The organism is Tunturiibacter gelidiferens, from assembly GCF_014201335.1.
Lineage (GTDB): Bacteria > Acidobacteriota > Terriglobia > Terriglobales > Acidobacteriaceae > Edaphobacter > Edaphobacter lichenicola_E.
In genome coordinates, this window is sequence record NZ_JACHEB010000001.1 from 564,570 (window position 1) to 581,938 (window position 17,369).

A 17,369-nucleotide genomic window follows, 5' to 3' on the forward strand; every position below is an offset into this window, starting at 1 on the left:
GGAGAAGCTCAGCGAAGGCTCCACCTCAGTACCTGCAGAGCAAAGGCCGGCTCTCGCAGGGTCAGCAGGGTTCTGACAGCACGTTTCAGCAGGCGGGCGCGGTGCATCAGACTTCCTCCGCCCCATCCTGTTTCCCGAACAAATTGCCATTCGGCAGCCAGGAGATTGTCGAAGCGACGATGACTGGACTCCTTTTGCAGATTGTTGGTCGAGAGCCGGTGCGGAATGATGACGTCAAGCACCAGAAGCCTCCCTCCCTGCTTGTGGAGACGATGAAAGACGGCGTGATCCAGGAAGTCGAGCCAATATTGGGAGGGGAAGCCGCCGATCGCCCGCAATGCGCTCACGCGCAGGCAGGCGCACGAATTCAGTGCAGTCAGCCATCCAGAGTTCAATCCCGAAAACCCTTCGTCCATGGGCAGGTAGCGAAACCGGTGAACGGCGATGGGCGAGAGCACAACGCCGTCCTGCACAAGCTTGGGAACAATGCCGCAGACCTCGGACGGCGGCGTCCTGTCAATGGCCGTGAATGTGGCTGGGATAAGCCCCGGAACCACCGTCGTGTCCTGGTCAAAGAGCCATAACCAGGTGATTCCCGCCTCTTCGGCGGCATGGAGCGCATGGTTATATGCAGTCGCAAGACCTCCATTCGAGGGGTCGTGCTGATAGCTGGCTTTCGCGAAGAAACCCACGGGCAGTTCAGCCGCTTGCGGCTCCGGCGAGTTATCGTAGATCAGCAGAGAGATGCGGGCCGCGAGTGTCGGATACTCGCGTAGTGCAGCGCTTAGGGTTTGGAAGGTTTCCGACTCGTGCAAGGCTGTTCGATAGAGTACGACGACGCACTGAACACAATTGAGGGACATCGGACTGGGAGCTGCGGGCACACTGTGGGTGGAACTATCCATCGTAATTGTCCTAGCAAAACCAGCAACCGCTTGCCATGCATTATTATTCACGGTCAACCGCTAAGTCCGCGACTTTTCCTGAGCGCGAAAACATCCCGGACGGATCGGTGAGTTAAGGCAAATAATTCATACTCAGGTGCTCGTCGGCCGTCGGCGCTCATCGTTAGAGAGGGATCCGGGACTTTCACGTACATGATGAAAACCATCCGGCAAACCAAAATAAAAAACCATGTTTCATGGTAAACGATGGACAAGCTTCATCATCGACGCAGGCAATTTCGGCATGGCAGTGTCGTATCCGCTCGCAGTTGTCGTTTCACCTACAACCGTTGTGACGCTTTGAATCAGTGATTGTCTTTTGCCGGATACTATTGCCTGCCATCTGCATCCCATGAGCTTTTCTAAAGGCCTGCCGCCGCATAAAAGTTGACGAGTCGGCGTTATACTTCGACGAGCTCTGGCCGGGCAAACTGCCCCGAACCCGCTGGTCATCCGGCTCGGCAGCGTGTTCACACGGGTGCCAACCAGTTGCTGAAGGTCTCCTGCCCAAATCGCCTGATGAGCTTCGTGCTTAGCTGCTACTTTGATCGAGGATATGAGCATCATATGCGCGGGAACGCGAATCCCCTGCCGCAGTCCATCGCGAACTAATATGTCATCGAACTCCGAACTAGATGGAAGAAGATGCGTATCGTGTGTTTGCCGATTCGGAATGATCTTTCGCTTGAATCGCATACCGAATAGAATGTGAGGGGGCGGCAATTTTGTGCCATTTGTCGATTCGCCGGTATGTCACATCGCGTACCGAGCCTTCTTCATGGTTCAGAAGCGGCACTGGATTGCCGGTTTCGATAGAACGGAGAGAATGAAACTCAGGTCATTTTTGAATAAGCAAGCATACGTCACCGGCTTCCAGCCGTCAGTTTTTGTCAGATCTCTCTTAGCGATTCCCACCTATGCCAGAGACGTACGGGCGTATCAGAAAAAGAATAACCTGAAGTCATTTAACATAAGTCTAAAGGATGCATTTCCGATTCTTACGGACATGAAAGGCGGCGCCGGTACAACTGGCGGCCATTATTTTCATCAGGACCTATGGGCCGCCAGGAAGATCTTTGCGGCGCGTCCTGCAGAGCATTTTGACATCGGATCACGGGTGGATGGATTTGTCGCTCACCTCTTGGTATTTATGCCAGTAACCGTAGTAGACATCCGGCCGCTCACAAGCGAGGTCACGGGCCTCAACTTCTTTCAGGATGACGCCAGTGAGTTGAGTAACCTAATGGACAATAGCGTTAGATCGCTATCAACGTTACATACCGCGGAACACTTCGGATTAGGCCGTTATACGGATTCTATTGACCCACAGGCTTGCTTTAAATTCATGGCGTCTCTGCAAAGGGTATTGGCTCCCGGAGGGAGACTTTATTTCTCCGTTCCGGTAGGACGCGAGCGCGTGGAATTCAATGCGCATCGGGTCTTTGATCCGCCGACCATTCTACGCAGCTTCTCAATGCTGGACCTCGTGTCCTTCTCCTACGTCGGCGATGACGACCTGCTTTACGAAGATCGCGATCCTCTGAGGCTGCCTCCAAGCGAGATGGCTTGCGGCTTATTTGAATTTACGAAACGATCTATCTAACATTTCTTCAGGACCTACTCTGCGAGTTCAGGAGTGGTGGCGTCGGGAGCTGGTGCAGTGAAGGACAGACCTGGTGAAATGCCAATCAAACCTCATGATCCGGAGGAGTTCGAAAGTTCAATTGATAGCGCCGGGGGCGCGCCCCTCCTTCAGGTAACCCAGTCGCGCGCAGGCCGCATCATGCGAGTGCTAACTGGGTTTTTTCTCGGACAAGGAGCGTCACAGGCTATCAGCACTATTGCCGGTCTCTTTCTTGTTCGCGTTCTCAGCGTTGAAGCCTATGCACAATTTGGCGTGGCCACTGGATATCAAACCGTTTTCTCAATTCTGATGGACTCTGGGCTCAGCGCATCCATTATCCCCCTGGTGGGGGATCGTGTTCATGATCGCGCTGCCATCGGGCGGTACGTTCGTGCGGCAAGTCATCTTAGGAATCTCATCTTCTGGACGCTGGCTCCCATAGCCACGGTTGCCTTCTTCGCTACGGTCCACAAGTATCACTGGAGTTGGACAGTTCAAACTGCGCTTCTGGTCTCCATTCTGTTGACCCTGTATTCGGGAGGCATTGTCTCGTTATATTCAGCGCCTCTCCTGCTGTTTGGCAAACTGCGCGAGTATTATGTGCCCCAGATTGTCTCCGGCGGGAGCCGCCTTCTGGCTTACATCTGCCTTGACTTTGGCGGCGCACTGAATGCATGGACCGCTGCTGGCCTTGGCGCCCTCAATGTAACCATGAATGGGAAACTCATTCGCAAGGCCAGCCTTCAACGCTTCGACTGGCCAGAGAAAGACGATCCCGCAGTCGATCGAGAGCTCCTGCGTTACGTGCTCCCCGCCACTCCCGCCATACTCTTTTCGGCGTTTCAATCACAGCTCACCTTGTTTCTCGTCAGCATCTTTGGCAGCACGGTCTATATCGCGCAGGTTACCGCACTCGGTCGCATCGGGATGTTGTTCACTGTGCTGATGACCTTCAACTCCATCGTGATCGAACCGTTCATCGCACGCCTTGACCGGAGGCGACTCCCAAGGTACTTTGTCGGCTTTATTTTTATTGCGATTGCGGCCTGCTCTCCGTTCGTCATTGTGGCTTTCCTATGGCCTGGAGCCTATCTGCTCATTTTGGGAACAAAGTATGAAAGCATACGAGCCTTAATGGGTTGGTATGTTTTCTCTGCTTACGTGAATTTTATTTCTGGCTTAATCTGGATCATGAACAGAGCCAGAAAATGGGTGTTTTGGAGTGGCTCGATTCTCGAGGTAGTTCTTCTACTAGTCGTTCAAATATCTTTCCTCGCACTAGTCGGGGTGCGAACGACGCAACAGGCAGTCTTTTTTTCAGTAGTGTGTAGCGCGTGCTATCTGATCGCGCACGGTTATGTCACCATTCGCGGCTTTGCTGCGCAGGTCTAGCCAGCCAAATCCTCTCGCAACTAACTCTTCCTGCGCTCGACGGGACTTTTAGACGGAGTTTATTTCTGTCGTACCCGAGTATCGATTGGCCTGATGCTACAGGCACAGTGAACCAGATCAGGATGAGTGGCATGACCCGTATCCAAGGATGGCGCATTCTGGCATCCTTCACGGTTCCAACCTTCACCTGCTGGGTCGATGGGAAACATCTCCGGTAAAACTATCTGACAGCGTCTCCACGCAAGTTGTTGTCAGGCTGATCAGAGGTTTAGGAAGCCAGCTCTTCGGGATGCCACCGCGCGCAACGTCACCTCACGGATTCGAAGAAAAAGACTCTGCCGTTGCACTGCACCACTACAGGAGTGGATAGGAAAGCCGCCACTAGATGATTTCCGCAGAATGACTGTTAACATATTGATTGGGGATGGTGAATGTTTAACCGATGAAAGTCTTCAGCAAACAACTCAGTGGACTTGGCAATCAACTCTTTCAGTATGCCGCGGGGCTCTACTTTGCTGATAGATACAAGGGTAAGCTGCTAGTGATTCAGGAACCGGAAGAAGGGACGCTCTCGCACGGTAAGTACAGCCGTCCCTTTCTCCTTTCACGATTTCAGATCACGTCTCCGGTCCGCCTGAAGAACCGATTGGATCATTTGATACTTTCCAAGGGACCCCGTGGACTCAAAGTAAGTGCGCCCATGAAAGCCCTTGGGCGTATCGCTGTCCATCACGAGACCAAAGAACAGCGCTCCCACTTCATTGAAGACCTGGCGCTGCCGTCCGGCGTCCGAACCCTCTACATCTCTGGATTCTGGCAGGCCTACCGGTACGCTGAAGCTGTCGCTCCCCAACTTCGCAAAGAGTTGCGCCTGCGAGAGCCCGCCACCGGGAACAATCAAAGGCTGCTCGAGCAGATTGATGCAGCTCCCGTCTCCGTTTCACTGCATATGCGGCGCGGGGACTATACCTTGGCAGTGGAAGGAAACATCGCTCTTCCGCTCGATTATTATCATCGAGCCATCGATCTTATCCGTCGGCAGTTTGCCGATCCCGTTTTTTTCATCTTCTCCGATGATATCGAGTTTGCCCGCAAGAACCTGCCCGACGACATCCGCAAAGTGTTCGTGGAAGGCAATGACGACGTCTCCGCCCAGGAGGATTTGCGCCTCATGGCCGCTTGCCAGCATCAGATCATCGCTAACAGCAGTTTTTCCTGGTGGGGAGCTTGGCTAAACCCAAACTCGGAGAAGGTAGTTGTCGCTCCACGCCATTGGCTCCTTTCACCGGAGAGCGCCTACGCGGATCTGCTTCCGCCCGAGTGGCATGCGCTGGACTCGCTGCGCAAAGAGTTGTGAGTTCGAGAGACATGCAGCGATGGTTCGGTGAAAAACGGACGAGTAGCTCAGAACCAGTAATGCATCTTGCGCAGCTAAAATGCTGTTCAGGAAGTCTCCATAGAACTGACTTTAACTTTCACTCCACTGTCTGACCTGAGTTGCTCACGCAGACGCTGAGGAAAACCGTTATCAAAGTGCCCGCAAATCCCATCAAGGTGAGCTTTCGCTAATATCTTGATTCTCAGCCAACGATGGTCTACATCAAACACTAGTACAGCAGCCGCAAAACAAAGAAACCTTACGATCAAAAGTGGATAGCGAACAATCGGATTCTTACGATAGTTCTGTTCTATCCAGGCGGTATTGCGGTGGCGATAATAGTCAAAACAGTACCCTTCGATGTCCTTCTGATAAAAGACATGCGAGAAAATCTGTCTGCTCTTTTGCCTCCGGGCAACTTCCTTATGGGCTACCACACTTTCACGCGCGAGCGCGATATCTCCAACAGAGCGAAGACGCATGCAGTATTCGGTGTCATCGCCGTGAATAAAAAAGTCCGAGATCGGAAGCCCGATCCTATCAATGGAGCAACATCGAATAAGCAGACCTACAAACGACGAAAACCGAACCTTTACATAAGGTGGCCGATTCGATCGCGACATGAGCCTAAGCCCGTCAGCGGTTTCGTTCCCGAGACGATCTACCTTAAGATTAGCGATCGCAACGACTTGATCATGACGTTTCAGCCTCTCCATTATTTCTAGAGAATCTAGATACGGCTCTGTATCATCGTCCATCACCCACACCCAATCAAATCCGGCTTTGTGTGCGGCTTCCATTCCGACATGGAACCCTCCGGCGCCGCCGAGGTTTTGAGATAGTTCGATATAACGGATAAGCGGATTCTCCAGGTAACCCCGCTCCTGCAAGTACGGCTTCGTGCCATCCGAACTGGCATTGTCCACAATGAAGATTGCGTTCAGCGGCAGGCTTTGATGCAACAGCGCATCCACACACTCCGTGAGGAGTTGTTTCCGATTGAAAGTAACAACGACGGCGGCATTTGTACTTGAAGTCATCTGGGATTATTAAGGAGTTTGTTGCTGAGAAGCAAAGCGGCAGCGACGACCTGGTCCATGTTGTAGTAACGATATTCCGCTAAGCGGCCAATGAAAAAAGTTGCGGATTCAGCATCTGCCAATTTTTTATAGCTTTGATAAAGAGCGTGATTCTCCGAAGTGGGGACCGGGTAATACGGATCGCCAGTCGTCTCGGGGAACTCGCGAACAATCGATGTCCCAGGATGGTTCTGACCAGTGAGATGCTTAAACTCCGTAATCCGGGTGTATTCATAGTCGTTGGGATAGTTCACCGTCCCGACGGGTTGATACTGCTCTTTCTGAGCAAAATGTTCATGTCGGAAGGACAGGGACCGATAAGGTAACTTACCAAAACAAAAATCGAAATACGCGTCGAGAGGTCCGCTATAAAAAGTTTGTGCTGCATCGACCTTGTTCCGAACATTTCGAAAGTCGGTGTTGAGTTCTACCTGGATATTCGGGTTATCCAGCATGCGTTCGAACATCCGCGTGTAGCCTTCCGCAGGCATGCTCTGAAAGTTATCAGTGAAATAGCGGTCGTCGCTGTTGGTGCGTACAGGAATCCTTCCGGCGACTGCAGGACTTAGCTCGGACAGATCGAGACCCCACTGCTTTCTCGTGTAGTTTCTAAAAAACTTGTCGCACAGATCGCGGCCTACATTGTTGAGAACAATGTCTTCACTGTTACGAATGGGCGTGCGCTTCTCTCGAACATTTTCAAAAAATCCCGCTACACCCTCTTCGTCCAACGAGAGACCGTAAAGTTGATTGATCGTTTGCTGGTTGATCGGTACAGGATAGAGCTTTCCCTCGACAGAAGACAAAACCCTATGCTCGTATCTTCTCCATTCAGTAAACTGAGACAGATACTCTTCGACATGTGGCGCATTCGTGTGAAAGATGTGAGGTCCATACCGATGCACCAACACCCCGGCACTGTCCAACTCGTCGAAGGCATTGCCGCCGATATGGGAACGCTTGTCGATGACAAGAACGGATCTCCCATGTGACGCGAATCGTTCAGCAATCACTGCGCCGGCGAATCCTGCGCCCACCACTAATATGTCCGTCTTCATCCGTGAGTTTTTCAGCCGAGGAATACTCTCTCCCTCGCGTCCCAATTCTTAAGTCTAACCTGTTTAGTGTTAAAGCGTAAGGGATAGAATACCTTATAACCAAGAGCGTTTCTCGCGGAGCGCTGCGAAGAAATCTGTTCCTCATCCACTACACAAGAATGAACGGGCCTCCAACCACATCCATTGCGATCTTTTTAGGCAACGAAGACATTGGCGTAACCCTTCAAGGATACGATCTTTGTGACGGGCCTCACTTCCGTGAAGTGGCTCGAAATCCACGAGCCACTTCACGCATGAGGAAGAGATGAACCAGCGGCGGTTTGTCTCGATAGCCTCAGCCCTTGGAGTAACAACACTCTGCTGTTTATGGATCGTGGGTCCGCTTGTATCGCCTGCCCACTATACCGCCTACCACTGGACCGGACCTGCCAGAACGCTCTTCATCCCCGCGTTTCTGAATTTCATCGCGGCCTGGGCGATAATCACAACCCTAATACTCGCTGCGCAAGGGTCGGATCGAAGATCGGTAGCAATTTGGGCAGGTATCGTTATTCTCTTGCCTTGGGCGTTTCTGAAAAACTGGTCTCTCCTTACTGACTTGTATTTTCCCCACTGGCTGAGCCGGAGTCTACTTGGGCTTAGCGTGGCGGCCTTCTTGGTCCTTATGGCTCGCTGGCGACCAACTCACCAGCCAATCTTTGAGCGCGCCCAAAGATTCGCGGTCTCAGTGTTGTGTTCGATTGCTGTCTGCGGAGCCTTGATTCTAATCGAATTGGTATGGTTTGGATGGCAGGCACGCTCGCTCAATGCGCCACACCCTCTTCACCGCAGGACGAACCTATCTCAGACGCTCCAAGCCACCCACCCTCGCATCATTTGGATTGTCCTCGATGAGCTATCGTACCAGCAGATTTATGGAAAGAGATTTCAAGGCCTCAGCCTTCCAGAGTTCGACTCTCTCGCCAACCAGACGACTGTATTCACTCATGCCGTGCCAGCCGGCAATATGACGGAAATTGTCTTGCCATCGTTTATGTCGGGTCTCGCGATCGACAAGATCCGCCCCCTTGCGGATGGAAGTCTGATGATTCATCTCTCGAGCGAGAATAGGTGGGAGCACTTAAACGAACACGATACTGTCTTCCAGGATGCTCTCGATGCCGGTTACAGCACCGCGATATCCGGCTGGTACAACCCATACTGCCGCATCCTCCCAGACGTGCTTGATCAATGCAACTGGATATTGAGTGGATTAGCTCAAAACAGATCGATGCCTCAAGCTTCTATCCTCAGAAACACCTTCCAGCCGATTCTCACAAGTTTCATCCTCATAGATAGTCTGCATACCGAACTGACCCACGAACCCAGGGCCACCGACGTTTCTGCCTCACTTCACATCGCCGACTATCAGGCGCTTTCAGCCTCAGCGGATCGCCTCCTTCAAGATCGCTCGGCTGACTTTATCCTGCTCCACATGCCCATACCTCATCCGGGCGGCATCTACAACCGTACGACGCGAACACTCACTATGGGGAACTCGACCTACATCGACAACTTGGCGCTTGCAGACTCTTATTTGGCACACGTTCGCTCTCTCCTTGAATCACAAGGGCAGTGGGACTCTTCTGCCATAGTCATCATGGGAGATCACTCCTGGCGAACATACTTATGGTCTATCGGTCCAGACTGGACTCCTGAGGAGCAGGTCGCAAGCGATGGAGCGACCTTCGACGATCGTCCGGCGTATATCGTAAAGGCACCTTACCAAAAAAAAGGCGCGCGGATCAATCTACCATTCAATGCTGTCGACACGCGACTACTGTTGGACGCATTTATAAAACGGCAGATCGTTTCGGCCGAGACACTTTCCAAGTGGGTCGAAGATCTCGACAAGAAGCATCACAAATAACGCTCGTTTAGAACGTATTGCGGACTGCATCCCAGGTGAGGCCGATTCCCTGCTCCAAACTAGTCGTATGGTGCCAGCCAAGGCTGTGCAGGCGTCTGACATCCATCAGCTTCCGTGGCGTGCCATCAGGCTTGGTGGTGTCAAAGACCAGTTGGCCCGAGAAGCCGAGAACACGAGCGACGGTTTCGGCGAGTTCGCGCACGGTGACATCTTCGCCCGTACCAATGTTAATAAGAGGAGGAGAGTCTTCGACAAGTAGAGACTGAAAACCGGCTTCATCAAGATTCATGAGGAAGATACATGCGTCGGCTAGATCGTTGGAATAGAGAAGTTCGCGGCGTGGAGTTCCGGTACCCCAGACTGTAATCTCTCTTGCCCCAGTCTTAAGAGCTTCGAAGGTCTTGCGAATGAGCGCAGGAAGCACATGCGACGTGTTGAGGTCGAAGTTGTCGTTAGGACCGTAGATATTTGTAGGCATCGCCGCGAGGTAACGAGTACCGTACTGACGGTTATAGCTCCAGCACATCTCGATACCGGCGATCTTGGCAAGAGCATACGGGCGGTTTGTTGGTTCAAGAGGACCAGTGAGCAGTGAAGACTCAGGTATCGGCTGAGGAGCAAGCCTCGGATAGATACAGGAAGATCCCAGAAATAGAAGGCGTGCAACATCAGATTTGCGGGCCGATTCGATGATGTTGGACTGAATGACGAGGTTGTCGCGGATGAAGTCGGCTGGGTAAGTGCTGTTCGCGAGGATCCCCCCAACCTTCGCTGCTGCTAGGAAGACGTACTCTGGCTTGGTCTCCGCGAAGAACTGAGTGACCGAAGCCGTATCGAGTAGGTCAAGTTCAGCGCGAGTACGCGTAAGTATATTGGTGTAGCCGCCCTGCTCGAGACCACGACGAATCGCTGATCCGACAAGGCCCCGGTGACCGGCTATGTAGATGCGAGAGTCTTTTTTCATAAAAACAACCTCCGGTTACTCGTGGAACTTGCGGCACTGAAGCCGGAGGGATCCACGGCAACTGAGGTAAGTTTCACGAGGGCCAATATTCAAACGAAGCAAAAGTCAATCGCAGAATTCTATGTCTCGCGAACGTTATAGGCGTCAAAACCGTGTTCACGAACTAATGCATCTCGCTGGGCGGCTTTGTAATCTGCATCGACCATCTCACGGACTAGTTCATCAAAGCTGGTTCGCGGAGTCCAGCCTAGCTCACGCTTCGCTTTGCCGGGGTCACCGAGCAGAGTCTCCACCTCCGTCGGGCGGAAGTAGCGCGGATCCACCGCGACAACTACATTCCCCTTCGAGTCGACAGCCTTCTCATCCATGCCGCTTCCCTGCCACGTCAAGCGCATATCGAGAAGTTCAGCGCAGCGCGTAACGAAATGACGGACGCTGAATTGCTCGCCGGTAGCAATGACGTAGTCCTGCGGCTTCTCTTGCTGGAGCATAAGCCACTGCATCTCGACGTAATCTCGTGCGTGACCCCAGTCACGTTTTGCACTCAGGTTGCCCAGGAAAACCTGCTCCTGAAGTCCCACCTTGACGCGGGCCAGGCCGCGAGTGATCTTGCGGGTAACAAAAGTCTCACCGCGCAGCGGCGACTCGTGATTGAAAAGAACACCATTGCAGGCGTAGATTCCATACGCTTCGCGGTAATTGACGCAAATCCAGTAGGCATACAGCTTGGCCACCGCATAAGGACTCCGCGGATAAAACGGAGTGGTCTCCTTCTGCGGAATCTCCTGGACCAACCCATAGAGTTCGGAAGTGCTGGCTTGATAAAACTTCGTCTTCTTTTCCAGACCGAGGATGCGGATTGCTTCTAGAAGCCGGAGCGGTCCAAGCGCATCAGCATCGGCAGTGTACTCTGGCTGCTCGAAGGACACTTGAACATGAGACTGGGCGCCTAGGTTATAGATCTCATCCGGCTGGACTTTCTGAACGATATGAATCAGAGACGAGGAGTCCGTCAGGTCGCCGTAGTGGAGGATAAAATGCGGCGAAGGATTGTGCGGATCCTCGTAGATGTGGTCAATGCGAGCCGTGTTAAAAAGTGAGGTGCGGCGCTTGATCCCGTGAACTTCATAACCTTTGGCGAGGAGAAATTGGGCAAGATAAGCTCCGTCCTGGCCAGTAACTCCTGTAATGAGGGCTTTCTTCAAAAAACCAGGTACTCCCTTAGTTAGCCGAGCGGCTTTAGTGATTGTACTTTAGAGCCACAGAGATAACCCGCCACCTACCTCATCCCAAATTTTAGTCGTATTGAAGCATGTGCGGCGCCGGTTCGGTCAGCGTTCCATCTTTGCGCTCATACCACATGAACAGTTTGTGATCCCCATTCACGCGCACTGCAACAATGATCCCGCTTCCAAACGCGCCCGTCCCATCAGTCTTTGAAATATCGACATGATGCGAATGAATCGGTTCGCCAACCGGGCTCGCCGTCGTCCAATCTTCGGTAAACCGCTGCAGCGGATAGTCCTTATGCCGATCGGGATGCTGCTGCCAGTCCGGATCGTTTGTGTAAATCGCAAATGCCTTGCCGTAGTCCTTCGCTTCGAGGGCACTAAAGAAGTTGCTAACCTTGTGCTCGGCCGGAAGATTCGACAAGAACCACCCATGACCCAGCAGATAGCCGCCCACCCCTATCACAACCGTCAGCGCAACAAGAACGCCGAAAGCAATCAATAAATTACGGTTTCGCGTTTCGCGGCGGCTATCAAACTCCGGTGCATTCAGCAGCGTCATTGCTTCTCATCCTCACAAATCTAAATCGGCCAACATAGTCGATCAACATATTAAACACCGGCCGGCCCACCCTTTCGGGCTTGCTAACCACCACGAACCGATCGTCATCGCTTCCCAATCCATGTCTGCATCAATCGCAGATGATGCTGCATATGTGCGATGTAGTCCTCAATCAAAAATCCCAGCGTCAGAGAATCACCCGCCACTGATCCAATATTGCCCAGCCGTCCTCTTTCGATATGACCAATCGTCCACGCCACATGCTCATTCAGCGCAAACCAAAGCGCCAGCACCTGCGCCCATTCGCGTTCCGCATAATGCTGCAGATCCACCCATGCCATCTGCTCGTACCCAGGCAAACTCTGCCCAGGCTCAATCTGCAGCCGAACAACCCGTCCCAGATTGTTGCCCGCCGAATCGATAAGATGCCCGATCACCTGCTTCGCGCTCCACTTCCCTGGGCGCTCCGGCACGCTCGCCTCAGCTTCAGAGATCGTCACCAGCCACGGCATCGCACCGCGCAGCACCTCCGACAGGCGATCGCTCAACTTCGTCGAATCCAGCAGCGCAACCTCCGACACCTGCGCGTACATCACCATCCAAACGCTCCTCGATAAAGCGCGAACTCAACTCCAGATGGCAGCAAGTATACCGACACCACGTCGAACCTGACTGGAACCTCCGCCCTCAGCTTCTCCGGGAACCCCCTCAGGTACGCGCGCGCCATCCTCCGCAGCATATCTCGCTTATCACTGTCCACAGCCGACTCAGCCGGCATCGAATCCCTTCCACTGCGAGTCTTCACCTCAACAAAGCACAGTGTTGGCCCATCCCAACCTACCAGATCAATATCGCCCCACAACTTCGCACTCTTCCACCTCTGCGCCACGACGGTATATCCCAGCTTCCGCAGATGAAACAGGGCCTCCCGTTCTCCTTGCTCGCCCGTCGCAAGGTGTGTCGGGCCGCTCTTTCCGTTTGCCCGCCGCGCCGCCAGCGAATCCATCCCCCGCATCACCCGCGCCTGCAGATCAATCCACATCGCAGCTATCATTTGTTCTCTCGTATATCATTCATCCACCATCTCCTGAGTAGAATACGTGGCAGCGGCGTAGCTGTCTGCAAACAGAGCGCTTCCCCGTAACTTTCAGGCCGGGCCCCAAAAAAGATCAGAGGTGATAACACTCATGCCAACCGCATCGAGAGTACTGCTCCTAGTCCTCGGACTCTTCCTGGCTTCGGCCGGATCTCAAGCAGCCGCGCAAACCAAATCTGCAGCATCGGCCAAAGACAGCCAACAATCGACGCCCCAAGCTGAAGCCTCCGATGACGCAGACACTCAGGAGACACCGGACGACGAGCTCGACACCGCTGCCGTCACTCTCGACGTCTCGCACAGTTCGCCGCTGATTCAAAAGCTCTACCAGGCCACCCGGGAGACCAAAGAGCAACCCATCCTCGACCGGCTCACCGAAGCCAAGAAACTAATCGCGGACGGGGCCGACGTAAAGGCCACCGACCAGTACGGCCGCACCGCCCTTCATTGGACCATCTTCGGCTCCAGCTACAGCACCAAGCCAAAGGTCATCGTCGCTTACGAGGGAATCGCAGACCAACTCATCCAACACGGCGTCGATATCAACCACGAAGACATCTACAACGACACCGCCCTCGATTACCTCCTCTACTCCCCCAACTTCGAGATCCAGACCCTCTTGATCGAAAACGGCGCGACCAGCGGATTCCTCACAGCATTCTTCCACTTCTTTAATCAGGAAAACGGAGATATGCCCCACACCATTGCGGCCAGCGTCACACAATCAAGAGAAGCCGACCTCGCCCCCGGTCAAACCCTAAGTGTCCGCCTCAACGGCCCCGTATACAGCGAACACTCCCGCACCGGCGACCCCGTCGAAGCCACCGTCACCTATCCCCTCTGCAAGAGCGGCGAAAACATCAGCTGTCCGAAAGACGAGCTCGTCATACCACCCGGCACCAAGGTCCAGGCTACCGTTCTCTTCGCCCAAAAAGCTCCAGACAAATACTCCCGTCCTCGCCTCGTGCTCGACTTCTCCAACATCATCCACGCCGACGGCACGCGCTCGCCGCTCTACGCCCGCGTCATTGATGTCGACAACGCCCGCGAAACCGTCCGCAACAACGAAATCCTCGGCATTGTCCAGCCACACGCAACCACCAAAGCCTCCATCGCGCTCGCCGGCCTGGGCATGGTCAATCCCATAGCGGGATACACCATCAAAGGTGTATCCGCGGTCTACGGTCTCTCCATCCGCCGCGAGATTCTCTTTCCCGCAGGAACCGACCTCCAGATCCAAGTCGTCCGTCCCTCCATGTTGAAAACTCGCGATGCCTGGTCCGGCTGGCCCCTCCTTCCGGTCGATCCCGAACTGAAGACCCTCGTCGCGGCAGCACCTCTGCGTGTCCACACCAAAGACAACAAGCCTTCCGACCTGACAAACCTCATGTTCATCGGCTCACAGCAACAACTCATCGCCGCCTTTCAAGAGGCCGGCTGGTTCGAAGCAGACTCTCTCAGCATGGGCTCGGCCGCGAAATCGATTCAAGCAACCATCCGCGGCGCTGGCTACACCAACGCACCAGTGTCTCTTCTGATGATCAACGGCAAACCGCCTGATCTCGTCTTCCAGAAATCTCTCGACACCTTCGCCAAACGCCATCACATCCGCATCTGGAAGGAGCCCGGAACCTATCAGGGCCGCGACGTCTGGATCGGAGCCGCCACACACGACATCGCAATCTCAACCGCAAAAGCGAAAACCAAGTGGTCGCACCGTATCGATCCCCACATCGACCGCGAGCGCGAATGGATCGAAACCGATCTCCTCTTCAAAGGCACTGCAACTTCCTACGCCCTGGTCGACCGTCCCCGCGTCCCGAAGAAAACCGCGAACGCAACCGGCGACGAACTCCTAACCGATGGCCAGTTGTCTGTTTTAGTCATCGGCAACACGAAACCGAACATTCTCAACACCCCCTCCCCCGTTCTGCAAACTCGAGAGTAGCGAAATATCTGCATCGCACGAAGCCTGTAGCATGGAACCATCGGCGTGATCCTCAAAACATCACGTCGATGCGCCCTCTCAACTACCGCGCAAGGTTTCTGGACAAAGGCAAACGGATGAATGTAATTCTCTTCGGCGCAACCGGCATGGTCGGCCAGGCTGCTCTGCGCGAATGCCTTCTCGACCCCGAGGTCAAGCAGGTCCTCTCCATCGTCCGCAATCCAACCGGCCAGCACGATGCCAAGCTACGAGAGCTCGTTCACAGCGATCTCTTCGACTACTCCGACGTCCAGACCGATCTCACCGGCTTCGACGCTTGCTTCTTCTGCATCGGCGTCACCTCCGCCGGCATGTCCGAGGCCCAATACACCCACGTCACGCACGACCTTACCCTCGCCGCCGCAACCACTCTCGCAAAGCTCAACCCGTCGATGACATTTGTCTACGTCTCTGGGTCCGGCACCGACAGCACCGAGCGCGGCAGCAGCATGTGGGCTCGCGTCAAGGGCAAAACAGAAAACGATATCCTCAAGCTCGCCTTCAAAGCCGCCTACATGTTCCGGCCCGGATTCATACAGCCACTTCACGGCATCGTTTCAAAAACGACGTCATACCGAATCTTTTACTCGGCCATAAAACCATTCCTTCCTCTCATGAAGAAGATCTTTCCCACCCAGATCGGCACCACTGAGCAGATCGGTCGCGCGATGCTCCTCGTCGTCAAACACGGCTTCCCCCGCCCTATCCTCGAATCAAAAGACATCAACACCCTCCAGCCCCCGCTTGAAAGATAACCACCGATCACCGCGACCACTCCAACCCCACAAACTAAAAGACTTCAACCGAATCACCACTGAAGTCCTTCGAGATGATCCGTTGAAGTTGATCTTCTGATCAGACCAACGGGTGATTGTGGAACTCGCACTCAATAAGTCAATATTCAACACATCGGCGCAGTCGGCTCCTCACAACGTGCTTCCCGTTAGGCTCCCCGCATGAACATCTACAATTAGAAAACGTAGCCGATATGGATGGTTTGCGAAATTCGGGCCCCCTTCTCCTGACCCTCCTACTGTGCTCAACGCTCAGTACGTATGCACACGCGCAAACGCTTTCCCTTCCGTCCGACGCCAATCCCGTCACCGCGACGCCACTTGGCACAACCCAGCAGATCGCTGCAGTAGAACCTGTAGAACTACCCGACGCACCCGGACTACAGTCTTCCAGCCTCATGTCACCCGACCTGCAAGCAACCGGCAGCATCAGCGGCACCGTACTCGACCCTAGCGGAGCCCAGGTCGAAGGCGCTCTAGTCTCTATCCAATTCCTCGACTCCCGGCCTCAACGCACGCTCACGACAGACGCAGCCGGCACCTTCAACTTCGCTGCAGTTAACGCCGGCACCTTCAAGTTAGAAGTCATCTCGCCCGGCTTTGCCCCTTGGGTCTCCTCCGCCCTTGTACTCCTGAAAGGCCAGCAGTACGAGCTGCCCACGGTCGCCCTGCAAGTCTCCTCCGCCACGACAAACGTCGACGTGAACTTCACGCGGCACGACATCGCAGAGGAGCAGGTATCGCTCCAGGAGAAGCAGCGCGTGCTCGGCATCTTTCCCAACTTCTACGTCTCCTATACCTGGGATGCAGTCTCTCTCAGCTCCGGCCAGAAGTTCCGCCTGGCATTGAGAGATGCATACGATCCCGTCTCCTTCGCCATCCCCGGCATCATCGCGGGTGTAGAGCAATCGCAGAACACCTTCAGCGGCTACGGCCAGGGCGCATCCGGCTACTTCAAGCGATATGCGGCCTCCTACGGCGACGGCTTCATCGGCAGCATGATCGGCAACGCGATCCTTCCGTCGCTCTTTCATCAGGACCCACGCTACTTCTACAAAGGCACCGGAACCATTCGCTCCCGCGCCCTCTACGCCATGTCAACCGCATTCATCTGCAAAGGTGACAACGGCCATTGGCAACCGAACTACTCCTTCATCCTCGGCAACTTCGCCTCAGCTGGTCTTTCAAACCTCTACTACCCCGCCAGCGATCGCAATGGAGCTGGATTGACCATTAGAAATGGTCTGGTCGACACAGCTTCCGGTGCAGCCTCGTCCCTCCTCCAGGAGTTCCTCATCAAGAAAATCTCCCGTGGTATCCCGCACAACCCCAAACCCTGAAGAAAACCCTCGA

At 54.1% G+C, this 17,369-nt stretch carries 15 protein-coding genes; 7 read left to right on the forward strand and 8 right to left on the reverse strand.

The window, feature by feature from the left end; genetic code table 11:
* Positions 1-8: 8 nt before the first annotated feature.
* On the reverse strand, positions 9-905 hold the full coding sequence (locus tag HDF14_RS02305) for a glycosyltransferase (protein ID WP_183973125.1): 897 nt from the start codon (positions 903-905) through the stop codon (positions 9-11).
* Between the two features lie 817 nt (positions 906-1,722).
* Here HDF14_RS02305 and HDF14_RS02310 point away from each other — a divergent pair.
* The 3 genes from HDF14_RS02310 to HDF14_RS02320 all read left to right on the forward strand — a co-directional run bounded on the left by HDF14_RS02310 (position 1,723) and on the right by HDF14_RS02320 (position 5,317).
* Positions 1,723-2,547, forward strand: a complete 825-nt coding sequence (locus HDF14_RS02310; RefSeq protein WP_221304515.1) for a DUF268 domain-containing protein — start codon at positions 1,723-1,725, stop codon at positions 2,545-2,547.
* A gap of 78 nt (positions 2,548-2,625) precedes the next feature.
* Complete coding sequence (locus tag HDF14_RS02315) at positions 2,626-3,960, forward strand: lipopolysaccharide biosynthesis protein (protein WP_183973127.1); 1,335 nt, start codon at positions 2,626-2,628, stop codon at positions 3,958-3,960.
* 442 nt (positions 3,961-4,402) lie between these two features.
* On the forward strand, positions 4,403-5,317 hold the full coding sequence (locus HDF14_RS02320; protein ID WP_183973129.1) for an alpha-1,2-fucosyltransferase: 915 nt from the start codon (positions 4,403-4,405) through the stop codon (positions 5,315-5,317).
* Between the two features lie 86 nt (positions 5,318-5,403).
* Here HDF14_RS02320 and HDF14_RS02325 read toward each other — a convergent pair whose 3' ends face one another.
* Positions 5,404-6,378 (reverse strand): glycosyltransferase family 2 protein, encoded by a 975-nt coding sequence (locus HDF14_RS02325; RefSeq protein ID WP_183973131.1) that lies wholly within the window; start codon positions 6,376-6,378, stop codon positions 5,404-5,406.
* On the reverse strand, positions 6,375-7,475 hold the full coding sequence (gene glf / locus HDF14_RS02330; protein WP_183973133.1) for a UDP-galactopyranose mutase: 1,101 nt from the start codon (positions 7,473-7,475) through the stop codon (positions 6,375-6,377). The genes HDF14_RS02325 and glf overlap by 4 nt, the downstream gene beginning before the upstream one ends.
* A 757-nt stretch (positions 7,476-8,232) precedes the next feature.
* Here glf and HDF14_RS02335 point away from each other — a divergent pair.
* Entirely contained in the window at positions 8,233-9,384 is a 1,152-nt protein-coding gene (locus tag HDF14_RS02335) for a sulfatase-like hydrolase/transferase (RefSeq protein ID WP_183973135.1), read from the forward strand.
* A 7-nt stretch (positions 9,385-9,391) separates the two neighbouring features.
* Here the strand turns inward: HDF14_RS02335 and HDF14_RS02340 are convergent, their stop codons facing one another.
* From HDF14_RS02340 to HDF14_RS02360, 5 genes are all read right to left on the reverse strand, one after another.
* On the reverse strand, positions 9,392-10,348 hold the full coding sequence (locus tag HDF14_RS02340; protein ID WP_183973137.1) for a GDP-L-fucose synthase family protein: 957 nt from the start codon (positions 10,346-10,348) through the stop codon (positions 9,392-9,394).
* Between the two features lie 119 nt (positions 10,349-10,467).
* Positions 10,468-11,553: a GDP-mannose 4,6-dehydratase gene (gene gmd, locus HDF14_RS02345; protein WP_183973139.1), complete on the reverse strand. Its 1,086-nt coding sequence runs from the start codon at positions 11,551-11,553 to the stop codon at positions 10,468-10,470.
* A gap of 91 nt (positions 11,554-11,644) precedes the next feature.
* Entirely contained in the window at positions 11,645-12,139 is a 495-nt protein-coding gene (locus tag HDF14_RS02350; RefSeq protein ID WP_183973141.1) for a hypothetical protein, read from the reverse strand.
* Between the two features lie 104 nt (positions 12,140-12,243).
* Positions 12,244-12,738: a DinB family protein gene (locus HDF14_RS02355; protein WP_183973143.1), complete on the reverse strand. Its 495-nt coding sequence runs from the start codon at positions 12,736-12,738 to the stop codon at positions 12,244-12,246.
* On the reverse strand, positions 12,732-13,193 hold the full coding sequence (locus HDF14_RS02360; RefSeq protein WP_183973144.1) for a YraN family protein: 462 nt from the start codon (positions 13,191-13,193) through the stop codon (positions 12,732-12,734). The genes HDF14_RS02355 and HDF14_RS02360 overlap by 7 nt, the downstream gene beginning before the upstream one ends.
* Before the next feature lie 133 nt (positions 13,194-13,326).
* Between HDF14_RS02360 and HDF14_RS02365 the strand changes: the two genes are divergently transcribed.
* The 3 genes from HDF14_RS02365 to HDF14_RS02375 all read left to right on the forward strand — a co-directional run bounded on the left by HDF14_RS02365 (position 13,327) and on the right by HDF14_RS02375 (position 17,356).
* Positions 13,327-15,183 (forward strand): LssY C-terminal domain-containing protein, encoded by a 1,857-nt coding sequence (locus HDF14_RS02365; RefSeq protein ID WP_183973147.1) that lies wholly within the window; start codon positions 13,327-13,329, stop codon positions 15,181-15,183.
* Positions 15,184-15,299: 116 nt separating this feature from the next.
* On the forward strand, positions 15,300-15,977 hold the full coding sequence (locus tag HDF14_RS02370) for an NAD(P)H-binding protein (RefSeq protein ID WP_183973149.1): 678 nt from the start codon (positions 15,300-15,302) through the stop codon (positions 15,975-15,977).
* Between the two features lie 233 nt (positions 15,978-16,210).
* The gene (locus HDF14_RS02375; RefSeq protein WP_183973151.1) at positions 16,211-17,356 is read left to right on the forward strand and encodes a carboxypeptidase-like regulatory domain-containing protein; all 1,146 of its coding nucleotides are present in this window, start codon (positions 16,211-16,213) and stop codon (positions 17,354-17,356) included.
* The last annotated feature ends 13 nt before the right edge of the window (positions 17,357-17,369 follow it).